Origin of the sequence: Cohnella faecalis (genome assembly GCF_003570905.1) — a bacterium.
In the GTDB taxonomy this organism is placed as follows: Bacteria; Bacillota; Bacilli; order Paenibacillales; family Paenibacillaceae; genus Cohnella; species Cohnella faecalis.
The window spans coordinates 24,383-37,819 of sequence record NZ_QXJM01000036.1 but is presented as its reverse complement, the minus strand read 5'-3'; the positions used below and the strand labels follow the sequence as shown (position 1 = coordinate 37,819).

Annotated in this window: 9 protein-coding genes and 4 pseudogenes; 4 read left to right on the top strand and 9 right to left on the bottom strand. The window is 56.0% G+C overall.

What is annotated here, in order from left to right; translation table 11 throughout:
* Positions 1–84: 84 nt before the first annotated feature.
* From D3H35_RS10950 to D3H35_RS34775, 6 genes and pseudogenes are all read right to left on the bottom strand, one after another.
* On the bottom strand, positions 85–957 hold the full coding sequence (locus tag D3H35_RS10950) for a glycerophosphodiester phosphodiesterase (protein ID WP_158594067.1): 873 nt from the start codon (positions 955–957) through the stop codon (positions 85–87).
* Positions 958–1,180: 223 nt separating this feature from the next.
* Entirely contained in the window at positions 1,181–1,927 is a 747-nt protein-coding gene (locus D3H35_RS10945) for a hydroxypyruvate isomerase family protein (protein ID WP_119149257.1), read from the bottom strand.
* A 17-nt stretch (positions 1,928–1,944) separates the two neighbouring features.
* Entirely contained in the window at positions 1,945–2,556 is a 612-nt protein-coding gene (locus tag D3H35_RS10940) for a fumarylacetoacetate hydrolase family protein (protein WP_233567866.1), read from the bottom strand.
* Between the two features lie 356 nt (positions 2,557–2,912).
* Positions 2,913–3,056, bottom strand: a pseudogene (locus D3H35_RS34780) (sugar phosphate nucleotidyltransferase); the annotation flags it as partial.
* A 6-nt stretch (positions 3,057–3,062) separates the two neighbouring features.
* On the bottom strand, positions 3,063–4,022 hold the full coding sequence (locus tag D3H35_RS10930; protein WP_119149254.1) for a glycosyltransferase family 2 protein: 960 nt from the start codon (positions 4,020–4,022) through the stop codon (positions 3,063–3,065).
* Between the two features lie 3 nt (positions 4,023–4,025).
* Positions 4,026–6,271: pseudogene (locus tag D3H35_RS34775) on the bottom strand (glycosyltransferase family 39 protein).
* A gap of 250 nt (positions 6,272–6,521) precedes the next feature.
* Between D3H35_RS34775 and D3H35_RS10920 the strand changes: the two are divergent.
* The 3 genes and pseudogenes from D3H35_RS10920 to D3H35_RS10915 all read left to right on the top strand — a co-directional run bounded on the left by D3H35_RS10920 (position 6,522) and on the right by D3H35_RS10915 (position 8,389).
* The gene (locus D3H35_RS10920; RefSeq protein ID WP_233567865.1) at positions 6,522–7,058 is read left to right on the top strand and encodes an MBL fold metallo-hydrolase; all 537 of its coding nucleotides are present in this window, start codon (positions 6,522–6,524) and stop codon (positions 7,056–7,058) included.
* A gap of 14 nt (positions 7,059–7,072) precedes the next feature.
* Positions 7,073–7,264, top strand: coding sequence for an MBL fold metallo-hydrolase (locus D3H35_RS32260; RefSeq protein ID WP_233567864.1), 192 nt, complete (start codon positions 7,073–7,075; stop codon positions 7,262–7,264).
* Positions 7,265–7,301: 37 nt separating this feature from the next.
* A pseudogene (locus tag D3H35_RS10915) lies at positions 7,302–8,389 on the top strand (AbrB family transcriptional regulator).
* A gap of 153 nt (positions 8,390–8,542) precedes the next feature.
* Here the strand turns inward: D3H35_RS10915 and D3H35_RS10910 are convergent.
* Positions 8,543–9,418 carry an AraC family transcriptional regulator gene (locus D3H35_RS10910; protein ID WP_119149252.1) on the bottom strand — a complete coding sequence of 292 codons (876 nt, stop codon included), beginning with the start codon at positions 9,416–9,418 and terminating at the stop codon, positions 8,543–8,545.
* Between the two features lie 152 nt (positions 9,419–9,570).
* Here D3H35_RS10910 and D3H35_RS10905 point away from each other — a divergent pair, with 152 nt between their 5' ends.
* The gene (locus tag D3H35_RS10905) at positions 9,571–10,953 is read left to right on the top strand and encodes an MATE family efflux transporter (protein ID WP_119149250.1); all 1,383 of its coding nucleotides are present in this window, start codon (positions 9,571–9,573) and stop codon (positions 10,951–10,953) included.
* A 537-nt stretch (positions 10,954–11,490) separates the two neighbouring features.
* Here the strand turns inward: D3H35_RS10905 and D3H35_RS10900 are convergent.
* Together D3H35_RS10900 and D3H35_RS10895 are read right to left on the bottom strand one after the other, a co-directional pair.
* A pseudogene (locus D3H35_RS10900) lies at positions 11,491–12,222 on the bottom strand (GTP pyrophosphokinase); the annotation flags it as partial.
* A gap of 185 nt (positions 12,223–12,407) precedes the next feature.
* On the bottom strand, positions 12,408–13,343 hold the full coding sequence (locus D3H35_RS10895) for a S66 peptidase family protein (protein WP_119149248.1): 936 nt from the start codon (positions 13,341–13,343) through the stop codon (positions 12,408–12,410).
* Positions 13,344–13,437 lie beyond the last annotated feature (94 nt).

The following is a 13,437-nucleotide window of genomic DNA, read 5'->3' as shown; positions in this document are numbered from 1 at the left end:
TGCTCATATTAGGCGGGCAGTGTCATCGAAAATAGTAGATTTGATTAACCGATTATAAAATCTATCATCGGAATGTCTGCGGGGTCATCTCCATCCGTTGCGCGCCGATGTCACAACGTCCGGATAGTCGGTAATGAGGCCGTCCACCCCGTCGGCTATAAGTCCATTTACGTACTTGCGCTTGCGAATCGGCCATACGAAGGCGCTCATTCCTCTGGCGTGGATTCTATCAATCAGGCTTTCGTTAACCAGATTTCGAACGGGATTTACGAATCGAACCAGCTTCGCGAACTCGTCGAGCCTTCTATCGGTCGAATCGGAAGCTCGGGAGATGAGGAGGCCGAGGGGAACAAACGGAAGCAAAGTGTGAAAATGTCGAAGCGCCCGCAGATCGAACGACTGCACGATGACGCTGTCGCCGTCCGGAGCGTGCATTCCTCGAGCGGCGAGCTCGCCCGCTATTTTTTCTTCGATTCCCGGATACAGCTCCGGCTGCTTGATTTCGATCACCATACCGATTCGGCCGCGGTAGCGATCGAGTATTTCGCCAAAGGCCGGAATGCGCTCGCCCGCAAAAAACGGATCGAACCACATCCCCGCATCCAAGCTGCGGAGCTGGTCGAACGTCAGGTTTTTCACCTTTCCTTCTCCGTCCGTCGTTCGGTTCACCATCGTGTCGTGAATAACTACCAAATGCCCGTCCTTGCTCATCTGAACGTCCAGCTCCAAATAATCCGCCTTAAGCCTGACGGCCAGATCGAATGCCGACAGCGTGTTTTCCGGAGCGAAGCCCGAAGCTCCGCGGTGCGCTAGCGAGAGAACGTATTTGTTCGATTCGGAGGGGGGCGCAACGGCTTCGTACTCGGGGGAATGCGCAACGGCTTCGAACAGAGTGCTTTGAACGGCGAAAATGCAGCAGACTAACGCGATTATTCGGATTTGCCGTTTTTGTTTCATCGGTACCCCCGCTCTCATCTGTAGAAAGGCTCGGCAGCGGGTTGCTGCTTCGCGAACAAAAAGCCGCCTTCCGGCAGGATTCGCTCCGAAAGGCGGCATTATTCATATTCCGTTCATTTTTCTCGCATGCGCAAGCCGATTACTTCGATTCCGATAGCCGCGCGGCCCTTTCCCCGGTTGAGCCGCGGGTAATATCCGACCCAGACACACGGTACATTTACGCTTATAACCGCAGCTTCCGCAATCCAGCGGACGGCTCGTCTAACGGAAAATATTCAAGGCCCACATAGCCGTTGAAGCCCGTCTCCTTAATGGCCTTAAAGATGTACTCGTAATTCAGCTCACCGACGTCCAGCTCGTGCCGGCCCGGATTGCCCGCGGCGTGGAAATGCCCGATATAGCCGATGTTCTCAACAATCGCAGCAATCAGATTACCCTCGGTTATCTGCTGATGGTAAATGTCGTAAAGCACCTTCACCCGGGGACTTCCGACCTGACGAACAATCTCGAATGCTTCCGCGGAGGAGGACAAATAATAGCCATTGTGATTGACTTTCGTATTGAGCGGCTCGACGAGCAAAGTGACATTTTCCCGTTCAAGTATCGGCGCGCACGCCTTCAATCCGTCGACGATGGATTGCCGCTGCTCGTCATTGGACACGCCCGCGAGCGCTTGTCCGACCTGGGATATCAAGCTTCCGCATTTCAATTGCTTCGCCGCCGCAATCGATTCCTCCAGCCCATGGATGTACTCTCCTCGTTTAAGAGGATCGACCAGACTGACGAATTTGGTGCAGAACGTCGCAACTTTTACGCCTGCTTCCTCTACCGCGCGCCTCACCATGTCCAGATCCTTGTCCCACCACGTCCAAAATTCAATCGTGTCGTATCCGGCCGACTTGACGTCCTTGACGCTTTCGGTGAAATCCTTGCCCCGATAGACCGCATCCACGCAAACGGACAGCTTCATGCGCATCGCCTCCTAAGCTACCTTCTGTGTATGATGTGCTTGTAATAGCCCAGTTCGGGACTCGACAGCTCGATGACGTCCCCGTCGTTGCACGGCCTCGGGTTGGCCGGCGTTCCCGTCAGTAGGACATCGCCTTCGCGCAGCGTCATCATGCTCGATATGTGCGCAATCTGCCATGGCACGGAAAAAAGCATCCGGGACGTGTGATCGCGTTGGACGAGCTCGCCGTTTACCCGCATTTCCAGCGTCACATCCATCGGATCGATGCCGGACACGAACGGGCCTATCGGCGTCGTTCGATCGAACAGCTTGAACCGCCCATCGTGAAAATGAGCGCTGGCAGTCATATCATTGGCCAGCGCGTAGCCGGCAACGACGTCCAACGCCTGCTCCTCGGTCAAATTCGCGGCTTCCTTGCCAATGATGACCGCCATCTCCACCTCGCAAATGAATTCCGTCAGCCTGGTCGGCAATTCAATGCGTTCGCCTGTGACCAAGCTTTCCGGCGACTTCAGAAACAGCGTCGAATCCGTCGAATCCGCCAATCCCTTTTCCGCGCGAAACGCTTTGAAATTGGGGCCGATTCCGACAACCTTGCGCGTCTTCGCTATCCATTGCTCGATCGACAATCCTGCGCCTCCTTGCATGCATCGATGATGCCTTCTACTCTAAAACGCCGGGTTGCCTCTGTCAATGCAAGCGAAACCCGGCAGCAAGCGCTGCCGGGCGGATGTAAGCCAATCTTATCCTCTAAGAGGGAATGCCTCTGGATGCCAGCTCCCGCAAATACGGAAGAAGCTCGGGCCTCAAGTCTTCTCGCCTCAACCCGATTTCCAGTACGGCCTTCAAATAACCGAGGCGGTCGCCAATGTCGTACCTGCGGCCTTCCAGCTCAAGCGCAAGTAGCCCCTCCGTACCGCATAGCGCGTGCAGCGCGTCGGTCAGTTGATATTCGCCGCCCGCTCCCTTCTCCAGCTTTTCGAGCGCCGGAGGCGACCGCCTCTTCTACGATATATTGAATCGCCGGCTTGTCGACGATCGGCAGCATTTCCTTCGGCTGCGCTTTGGTCGCGGGAAGAAACCGCGTGCCGAGGCCGGCTGCCGGAATGACGGCTTTTCTTATTTTCATGACGGTTCACTCCTTCATGGCGCCCGGCGCGCCCCCGGTGAAATTTCTCACGATATACAGCGGACGCCCTTTCGTCTCGTCGTAAATTCGGCCGATGTATTCACCCATGATGCCCAGCATGAGAAGCACGAACCCGTTGAAAATGAGCATAATCGCAATGAGAGAAGGCCACCCTTTATTAGTTGCGTCGGTGAACAACGCCAAGTACAGCACGTACAGAAGGTACAAAAATCCCGCTCCGGATAGAAGAGCGCCCGCATAGCCCGCCAGCTTTAGCGGCTTGTAGGAGAATGACATGATTCCGTCCAGACACAGCTTGATCATCCTCTTCAGCGGATATTTCGTCTCCCCCGCCAGCCGCTCGTCGCGCTCGTACTCGACTGCCGTCTGTCGGAAGCCGACCCAGCTGACTAGCCCGCGGACGAACCGGTTATTTTCCGGCAGCCGCTTCATCTGGTCGCATACTTTGCGGTCCATGAGGCGAAAATCGCCCGTATCGACAGGAATCGCAACATCGGTGGATGCCCGCAGCACGCGATAGAAGAGACTGGCCGACCATTTTTTGAACCGCGTTTCCCCGTTGCGCTTCACTCGCTTGGCGTAGACGACCTCGAAGCCATCTTTCCAGAGCTCTATCATGGACAATATCAGCTCGGGCGGGTCCTGCAGATCCGCATCGATAATAATAACGGCGTCGCCCGAAGCGTAGTCCATTCCCGCCGTAATCGCGATCTGATGCCCGAAATTGCGGGAAAAATCGATCAGCTTCACCGACTCGTCCCATTCGCCGTATTGGCGAACGATATCGGCGCACCGGTCGCGGCTGCCGTCGTTGACGAACAGAAGCTCGTACGTCTCGCCCGTTCGGCTCATGACGCTCTTCAGCCGCCTGTACGTTTCTTCGATGACTTCCTCCTCGTTGTACATCGGGATAATAACGGAATAGCGGATTTCGTTCTCATTCATGTCTTAACCCCCTTGCTGCAAACTCACTTCATACAGCGTCGCGCGTCCGCCGAAGCCGCCGCTATTGCCGTCGTCGGCCGTTCCGTTCGTCTGCCATTCCGAAGAGGAGACGGCGGTTCCGTGCTCCTGAATCCATTGCGTGAGCTCGGAATTTCCGCCGCCGCGCCCGCCGCCCATGCCGCCGCTCGATAGCAGGAAATACTTCACTTCGCCCCGCGCCACCAAAGCTTCGAGAGACGCGGTCGTATAAACTTGATCGGAGCTGTTGAAGCCGTTCAAAATGACGACCTGCTCGCCTTTGTCGATCATATAAGGCGCCGCCGTTCCATAATCGGTTGCGGCAACCAAATAACGTTCGCCTGTATTGTTCTGCTTCAGATATGTCCAAAGCGCTTCGTCTATTCCCGAGCTTGAGCCGGGTCCTTGTCCTTGTCCTTGTCCGCGGCCCATTGCGAAACCGCCCGGCATACCGCCCCCGCCTCTGTCATCCGATGAGCCTGGCCCGACAATCGGCGTCATGCTGCTGATGCCGTAAGCGATCGGAGTCGTCGCCCAATAAGCGGGACCAATAAGAAGGACCAGCACGCCTCCAACAGCGAAAATGCGAACGAGCTTGCCCGATTTTCCCATCGAGCGCCAAGCGATCAGTGCAGCCGATACGATCAATCCGGCAAGAGCGACGCCTTTGGACCAACCGCCGCCAATCGTTCCGTCGTAGGGATGCATGATATACCATTGGAACGTCGTCGTGACGAGTACGGCCGCGGGAAGCAGCCAAGACGTCCAGCCCGTTCGGTCGCGGTACGCTTGCCACATCTCCGAGAACCCGGCGCCCGCCAAAGCCGCGATCGGAGGCGCGAGCATAATCAGGTAATACTGATGGAAAAAGCCCGCGATGCTGAAGAAGCCCATTACCGGAAGCAGCCAAGCGAGCCAGAACAGCGTTTCCCGCTGCTTGGCGGTCCAGTTCCTCCGGCGCAAGCCTGCCAGCAGCCCGACCGCTCCGATAAGCGCGAACGGTATGAGCCAGCTCGCTTGATCGGATAAGCTCGACTGGAACAAGCGAAGCGGGCCCTTCGTTCCCGTGCCGAACATGCCCCCGCTTCTGCCGCCGTTCGGACCACCGCCTCCGTTGCCGTCTCCTCCGAAGCCGCCGTTCGGACCTCCCCGTCAAAGCCGCCATTGCCACGGCCTCCGTTGCCGTCTTGACGGAAATTACCGTCCGGCGCAGCCGCTGCGTTGCCGTCGCTGCCGGGAGTGCCGACGTTGCCGCCGTTATCGTTCGTGCCTCCGCCATCATCGGGTTGCCGCCCGTCACTTTGAACTGCGCCGGAAGGCTGTCCCCCTCCATCGGCTTGCCCGTCCATGCCGTATTGTCCGCCCTGCCCGACTTGACCCATGAACCCTCCCGGAGCGCCGGAGAACCCGCCGTCGCGAGCTCCGCCTCCGCCCGTCGAGCGGTCTCCCGTCAGCCGCGATACGCCGTTATAGCCGAACGCGAGATTCAACACCGAGTTCGTTCCGCTGCTGCCGATGTAAGGCCGCTTATCCGCCGGAATCGAATCGACGACGACCGCCCACGACAAAGACACCACTAGCAGTACCGCCGTAGCTCCAGCCAGAATACCCGTTTTCTTTTTCCATCCCCACTTGGCGGCCAGCAGGTAGAACAGATAGAACGCCGGCAGCACCATGAACGCTTGAAGCATCTTCATATTGAATCCGACGCCTACCATCGCGAACGCGCCCAACACGCTCCATATGCTTCCTTTGCGCACTCCGCGAAACAGCAAGGCGACTCCGACCAGCAGCGCGAACACGAGCATGCTGTCGATGTTATTCGTACGGCTCACCGCCGCCGCGATCGGAGTGCACGCCATTGCCAGAGCGCCGATCCGGGCCGCCGCGAGCCCGAAGGTCGGCTTGACGAGCTTGTAGACGAGCAGCACGGACCCGACGCCAGCCAGCGCTTGAGGCAAAATAACGCTCCAGCCGTGAAGCCCGAACAAGTCCGCGCTCAGCGTCTGAATCCAGAACGTCACGGGCGGCTTGTCGACCGTCACCGAACCGGCGGAGTCAAGCGAAGCAAAAAAGAAGTTGTGCCAGCTCTGCATCATGGCCGCGACCGCCGTCGTGTAGTAAGTATTAACGTATTTGTCCGTCCAAATATCGTAGCCGTTCAAGAATGCCGCCAGCAATGCGATGAACGTCAACGGAATATCCAGCTTGTATTTCGCAAGCAATTTCATCGAACCACTCCCTATCTCTATCGCTGTGTCCATTGTGACTTGCGAATCTGAACCTGATATGAGAAGTAGCTGAAAATTTTCTGAAAGTATTCGCGCAAAAAAAAGCATGGCCCCGATTACGACAGCCATGCTCCGTTCGTGGCCAAGAACGAAGACGAAAAATTGACGAACCTGTCGCCGCAGGCGTATCGTAAGGAGCGACGGTTGTGAACTGGTTTTTCGAAAATAAGATTATGAAGGAGTGGAATACATGGCGAAAATCGCGGAAAATATCGAAGTGCTGGAGCTGAAGCGGCCCTTCGGCGGATTGCTTAACTTGACGGTCGTGCACGACTCCGATTCCGTAGTTCTCGTTGATACGGGGCTTCCCGGCCAATACGAAGACGTTATGGGACTGATCCGGCAAGCCGGAATTGCTGCAGACGGACCAAGCTCCATCATTCTGACTCATCAGGACATCGATCATATCGGCAGCTTGCCTTCTTTTTTGACGGTATACGGGCTGCCGGTCGACGTGTATGCGCACGAAGCGGACAAGCCCGTCATCGATGGGAACGAGCCGTTCCTCAAAGTACCGGCCGAACGATTAGCTTCGATCCTCGGACAGCTGCCGGAGGAGCAGCGGCGCCAGTTCGAAATGATTTTCTCGGCTGCCTCTCCTCCGAACGTGGATCGCTTGCTGTCGGACGGGGAAACCTTGCCCTTCGGAGGCGGATTAACCGTTATTCATACTCCGGGTCACACCCCGGTCATATCAGCTTGTACCACGCGGCGAGCCAAACGTTAATCGCGGGCGACGCCATGACCGTCCACGAGGGGGAGCTGCGCGGACCGAATCCGGACTTCACCCCGGATATGCCGCTGGCGATTCGTTCGCTTGGCAAGTTTTCCAAGTACGATATCCGTACGGTTATTTGCTACCATGGAGGCGTCTACACCCTCAATCCGAACGAGCGTATAGCGGAATTGGCGTCGCAACGGTCGGAAGACTGACGCTTTATCGCTGACGAAAGGCGGTTCTAAGCTTGTTATGAACAAGATTTTCGCAAGCAGGCAGGCCCGAACGACCTGGACCTTATTCGTCGCCATCGTCTCCGGCCTGCTGTTCGACCTCATTCATATGCCGATCCCCTGGCTGCTTGGACCGATGCTCGGCACGCTGGCCGTATCCAAAGGAATCAAATCCATTCCAATGTTCTGGCCGGGATCGGTTCGCAACGCCGGACTCATTATCGTCGGTTATTCGATCGGCATCTCGTTTACGTTGGAAACGCTGAAGGAAATCGGCCGACAGCTGCCCGCAATGGCGCTAATGACGCTGCTCTTGCTGCTCCTGTGTCTCCTTATCGCAATCTTGGCAGCCCGTCTGACGGATATTCCGTTTCCGACCGTGCTGACCGGCTGCATTCCCGGCGGATTAACCCAAATCGTCTCGTTAGCCGAGGAAACGAAAGGCATCGACGTTACGATCGTCACTTTTTTGCAGGTGACGAGGCTTATGATGATCGTCGTCTTCATTCCGATTCTCGCGTTCGGCCCGCTGTTCGGGAGCGTCGCAGAGGCCGGGGCCGGAATCGGCGCGTCGGCTGTCGATACGGTTTCGAGCGCCTCAAGCGCGCTTTTTCCCGAAATCGCGGTATACGCCGTCGTCTGCACCGGCTGCGCGTTAATCGGCCAAAAAATAAGATTCCCGACCGCCTTCCTATTGGGACCGATGATAGCGGCCGCGGTTCTGCATATCTCGGGGTGCAAGGGCAGCCTCTCCCTTCGGTCGTTATGGCGGCGTCTCAATTGATGATCGGCTGTTATGTCGGGCTGCTGTTAAAGCCGGAGAAGGTGAAGAATAAAACCCGGCTGGCCGTGACGGCGATCGGCAGCGGAATCGTTCTTGTGCTAGGCGCCTGCGGATTCAGCTTCCTGCTCTCCAAGCTGCATGCCGTGTCCGCGACGACCGCCCTGCTAAGTCTGGCTCCCGGCGGGCTGGATCAGATGGGCATCATCGCCCACGCACTCGGCGCAGACGTTATTACCGTCACTTGCTATCAGCTGTTTCGGACGTTTTTTATTTTTTTTGCGGTGCCTCCGCTGCTTCGCGCGATTTTTGCAAGGTTCGCCTAAGGAACCTGTCGGGGGGATTTTACCTGACGGCGAAACAGCTCGCTTTCGCATAACCTCGACTCTGCATCCCGCCCCCAGTTCCGTCACAGCTCCGTTTTATAAGAAACGGTCTCCTATCTCGCTCTGGCTTCCGCCCCGGCTCCAAGTATACGGCTACGAGAAACGCTGCCGGTATTGGCGCGGAGAGATTCCCTCCGTCTTATGGAAGCATGAGCTGAAATAAGCGGCTTGGCTGAAGCCGACCTCCTCGGCGATGCGAGCGACCGTGTAATCCGTCTGCATCAGCAGCAGCTTGCTCTGCTCGATTCGGTATCGCAGCAAATATTCCATCGGCGAGCATCCGTACTCCTTGTTCATGCAGCGGGCGATGTATACCGGGTGAAAATTGAGGCTCTCGCCCATCTCCCGCGCGGTAATCTCTTCCCGATACCGGCTGCGCAAATAGGCGGCGGCTTGTTCGGCGCATACGGTTGAAGGAGTGGAACGTTCCGTTACGACGCTGGCTGAAAGCTGTCGAACCGCTTCCTGAAACAAAATTTGCTGCTTGAACCGGGATGCGCTCCTATGGCCTTCCGGCCCAAGCGCGGCGATCTGCTCCAGAAGCTCCTCCAGCTTGCCGATCTGCAGGAGCTTGACGTATTGGGGAAGCGCCACCGTAAACGGGCGGATGTCGAAAACATGAGAGTCGGTCCCTTCTTCGTATGGCTCGGGCTCATGTCTGGCGGAGTCTTCGCTCGCAGCCGTCCAGCTTCCGGTCGTATGAAAATGCAGCCAATAGTATTCTGTTTTCTCCTTGCAGTCTTCCGTTCCGTAGTGGTGACAGTCCGGACGAAGAAGAAGCGCGCTTCCCGCCGAAACCTCGTATTTTCGATCTTCCTCCCCGATATAGAGACACCCTCGGCGCACGACCAGTAAATCGAACACCCTAATGTTGCGCCTAGCCATATGACGATCCCCGACAGCAAATTCCGTGTATCCGCTTGCAATGTAATGAAGAAGCGGAGGTACGGTAAATTCCAGCAGCTCCATCCCCGTCACCTCCCATCGAAGTTTGAAAAATGAAAATTCCGGTTGGAATACTGACACACGTCCATCCTTATTCCCACTATAATTTGTTTTGCGTTAGAAGTCTAAACCGATGACTCAAACCTTTACACCATGAACATATCGGAGTTGGAAATATGAAATCGCTTGATTCAAGCAAAGATAAATACGGCTTGTGGACGTTAGCTTGGCCGATCTTTATCGAAGTTTTTTTGCAGACGCTGCTCGGTACAGTCGATACGATTATGGTCAGTCGGATTTCCGACGATGCCGTCGGCGTCGTCGGACTGGCGGGTCAGCTGTTCGGAGCGCTGACGACGCTGTTCATGACAATTGCCGGAGGCGCGGGCATTCTGATCGCGCAGAAGCTCGGCTCCAAACGCGGAGAAGACGCCCGTACGATCGGCATTATGGGCGTGACCGCGAGCACCGCGATCGGAGCAGCGATCAGCGTTCTGTTAGCCGCGCAGCCTGCCTTCTTCGGGCGATTGCTGAATCTGTCGGACGAGCTGCTTCCGCTATGGAACGTCTACGTCTCCAACATCGGCGGAGGGCTGTTCCTCACCGCCATGATCGCTGCGCTCGGCACGGCTGTACGCAACACGGGCAACACGAAAGCCCCGATGTTTACCGGCATCGGGATGAACGCGCTTCATATCGCGTTGAATTATTTGCTTATTTTCGGAGCGTTCGGATTTCCCGAGTGGGGACTGTTCGGGGTTACCGTGTCGGGTAATATAAGCCGTCTAATCGCCGCTGCCGTGCTGCTCTACGTATTTCTGTATTCGTTCGATCGCCCGATCAGGCTCGCCGATTTCCGGGTCTTCGACCGAAAGCTGTTCTCGGAAATTTTTCAAATTGGCTGGCCTCTCGGCGTCAATATGTCCGGCTGGGTATTTTCTCAACTGGCGATTTACGCGTTCCTCGCCATGCTTGGAGCACAGGAGCTGGCCGCCCGAACGTATATGAACACGCTGGAATCGTTCTGCTTTATGCTGGGCTACGCCTTCGCGCTGGCCTGCCAGATCCGGACCGCCCACCTGTTCGGAGCGGCAAGAACGAAGGAAGCTTACTCCGGCGCGTTCCGCGCTCTTTACATCGGACTTGCGGTCGTGACGGGCAACGCCTTGCTCTTGTTCGCTGTCGGCAAACAGCTTCTCGGCTTTTTCACTTCCGACCCGGCTATCGTCTCCATGGGAGTGTCGCTTCTGGCGCTCAACCTGCTGCTCCAGCCGGCCAAGATGCTCAATATGGCGCTCGGCGACGCTCTCAACGCGGTCGGGGACACCCGGTTTACCATGTATATTGCGATCTTCTCCATGTCCATTATCGCAACCGGCTGCTCTTACTGGCTCGGCATACACGCGGGCTGGGGTTTGATCGGCATTTACTGCTGCATGATTGCGGACGAGCTCGTTCGCGGCTTCCTCGTCCTCCAGAGATGGAGGGGACGGAAATATTTGCTCAAAGCGGAACGGACGCGGCAGCTCGAAACAACGGAAGCCGCGCTGTCGGTGTGAAGGCTCTTGTTGGTGTTACGGCGCTTGGTGGTGTTACGTCGCTTGATGGTGTTACGTCACTTGATGGTGTTACGGAGCTTGGTGCGACATAGGGTGAGCTAACAGAGGGGTATGAGAAAGCTTGCGTCCCGGGACGATTCGTACGAGGATAACAAGAAGCGGGCGGCAATTGTTATGCCGTAAATAGAACGATATATTCGTCTTATTCCGGTCCCCTGAGGGTAGCGAGAACGGAATAAGACGATTTTTTGTCGTTATTATCCCCTATTGGTGAAAAAATGAAGCAATCGGGCGCAATAAAGTGAAATCTTCGTCTTATCCCCGCCTCAGAATCGATTCCGCCGAGAATAGAGCGACTTATTCGTCTTATTTTTTTCGATACGCCGCTTCGGCCGCAGCCTCTATATTCGCCGCAACCGCCGCTTCGTCCACAGCCTCTATATTCGCCTCAGCCGCAGCTACTACATTCGCCGACGCATCCGCTCCATCCGCAGCTTCTTCGTACGCCGCTTCTTCTATTCTGGCCGTTTCAAGTCCGTCGCCGAGCATTTCGAGCAGAGCGCCGGGAATCGAAAACTGCTGATTGTCGATAATGAAACGACGGAAGCTTTCCACCTCGTCCTCCGCCTGCTCTTCCTTGATCGACTCGATTTCCTTGTGAAGACGCTCCATCTTCCGGTCCAGCGCCGTCGCGGAATCCGCCGCTTCCTTCAGCTCCCGCAACAGCCTTGCAGGCACCGCTTCGTTATATTTATAAAAAATCTTGTGCTCGAGACTTGCCCAGAAATCCATCGCAATCGTCCGAATTTGAATTTCCACGCATACTGCTTCTTGCCTGTCGGACATATACACCGGGATTTCGACGATCATATGGAAGCTCTGATAGCCGTTAGGCTTCGGGTTCTCGATATAGTCCTTAACCTCGACAATTGTCAAATCGCGCTGATTGCGAAGCATATCGAAAATACGGTAAATATCCGAAATAAACGAGCAAGTGATCCGCAAGCCTGCAATGTCCTTGATGTGCGCCTTGATGCTCGGGAATGTGAAGTCGCAGCCTTTGCGGCCAATCTTGTTCATGATGCTTTCCGGCGATTTGAGCCGGGATTTCGTATGCTCGATCGGATTGTAGTCGTGCAAGTACTGGAACTCTTCCTTGAGAATTTCGATCTTCGTCTCCAATTGATCCAGCGCGAACTTGTACATCATCATAAACCGCGTAATATCGTTCTTAAACCGTTTGATTTGCTCGATCGGATGCGTACTCATCAGGTTCATCGGGTTCTCCTTTGTTGGGGAAGAGGCCGCTAGACGAGGCTCCCTCTTACCGCCGCGAATAAAAGTATATATCCTCTATTTGAACACAAGATGAACGAAAATCAAAACGAAGCAGACCGCAACCGAGCGATCTGCCTCTTTTTTATCTTATAACTGCGTCATTTTCGAAGATTACCTCAGACCATGCCCGGATAACGAACCGCCGGTTCAAGCAGCGCAATCGTCCCCTCCGCCCCATCCATAACGGCATTCGCTCCAATAGGAATCGCAGCCTTATAAACGCCGTGGCCGGAAGCAAGATTGGAGATGAGCGGCTTGCCGAGAGGCACGAGATAATTGTCGATCAGCTCTTCGTACGTTACGCCGTAGGCTTCGACGCAGCCTGTGCACTCTCCGATCAGAATTCCGGAGCAGTCGTTCAATTTGCCCGCCAGCCGAAGCTGTTCGAGGTATCGATACACCGTATTAACGGGCTCGTGAGTTTCCTCGATGAGCACGATTTTCCCGCGTGTATCGATTTCGAAAGGGGTGCCGAGCATGCCGACGAAGGAGGTCAGATTGCCCCCTACGATCGGCCCCGTTGCGATTCCGGGCACTTTGCCCGTCATGGGCTTTCCCGGCGGGTTCAAAATCGGCCTTGGCGCTTCTATGGAAGAGGTCGCGGTAAAAAATTGTTCGAAATTGTAAGCCGGAGTCTCGCTCTTGAAGTCGATCAGCAGCAGGCTGTGCAGAGAGATCAGGTCGGCTTGCTGGTACAGCGCGTTAAGCAGCGCCGTAATATCGCTGTAGCCGGATACGATTTTCGGATGGTTCGCGATATAGGCAAAATCGAGATAAGGAAGAATGCCCTCGACGCCGACTCCGCCCCGGGTCGGCAAAATCATTTTGACGCGCGGATCGGCGAACATCGTCATCAAATCCTCGGCGCGCCCCGCGGCGGGTCCGGCCAGGAAGCCGGTCGCATCATAGACATGACGGCCGAGGACGACCCCGAGTCCCGTTCGCCGCAAGACGTCGATTCGGGCGTCGATCACGGCAGCCTCCAGCGGACTGCCCAGCGTGACGATGCCGATGACGTCCCCCCGCTGCAATGCCAATGGCTTCGTCGCCACCCGATCGCCTCCCGCCATAGCCCGCTATTACACATCGTATGATGGGAGCACGAAGATATTCGTTTTTGCGATCGGATCGCCCGCAGCGCTAAAT

Excerpts from the sequence above, each read along its gene's own strand:
- D3H35_RS10950 (WP_158594067.1), bottom strand. The coding sequence starts at position 957 with ATGAAACAAAAACGGCAAATCCGAATAATCGCGTTAGTCTGCTGCATT.
- D3H35_RS10945 (WP_119149257.1), bottom strand. The coding sequence starts at position 1,927 with ATGAAGCTGTCCGTTTGCGTGGATGCGGTCTATCGGGGCAAGGATTTC.
- D3H35_RS10930 (WP_119149254.1), bottom strand. The coding sequence starts at position 4,022 with ATGAATGAGAACGAAATCCGCTATTCCGTTATTATCCCGATGTACAAC.
- D3H35_RS10920 (WP_233567865.1), top strand. The coding sequence starts at position 6,522 with ATGGCGAAAATCGCGGAAAATATCGAAGTGCTGGAGCTGAAGCGGCCC.
- D3H35_RS32260 (WP_233567864.1), top strand. The coding sequence starts at position 7,073 with ATGACCGTCCACGAGGGGGAGCTGCGCGGACCGAATCCGGACTTCACC.
- D3H35_RS10910 (WP_119149252.1), bottom strand. The coding sequence starts at position 9,418 with ATGGAGCTGCTGGAATTTACCGTACCTCCGCTTCTTCATTACATTGCA.
- D3H35_RS10905 (WP_119149250.1), top strand. The coding sequence starts at position 9,571 with ATGAAATCGCTTGATTCAAGCAAAGATAAATACGGCTTGTGGACGTTA.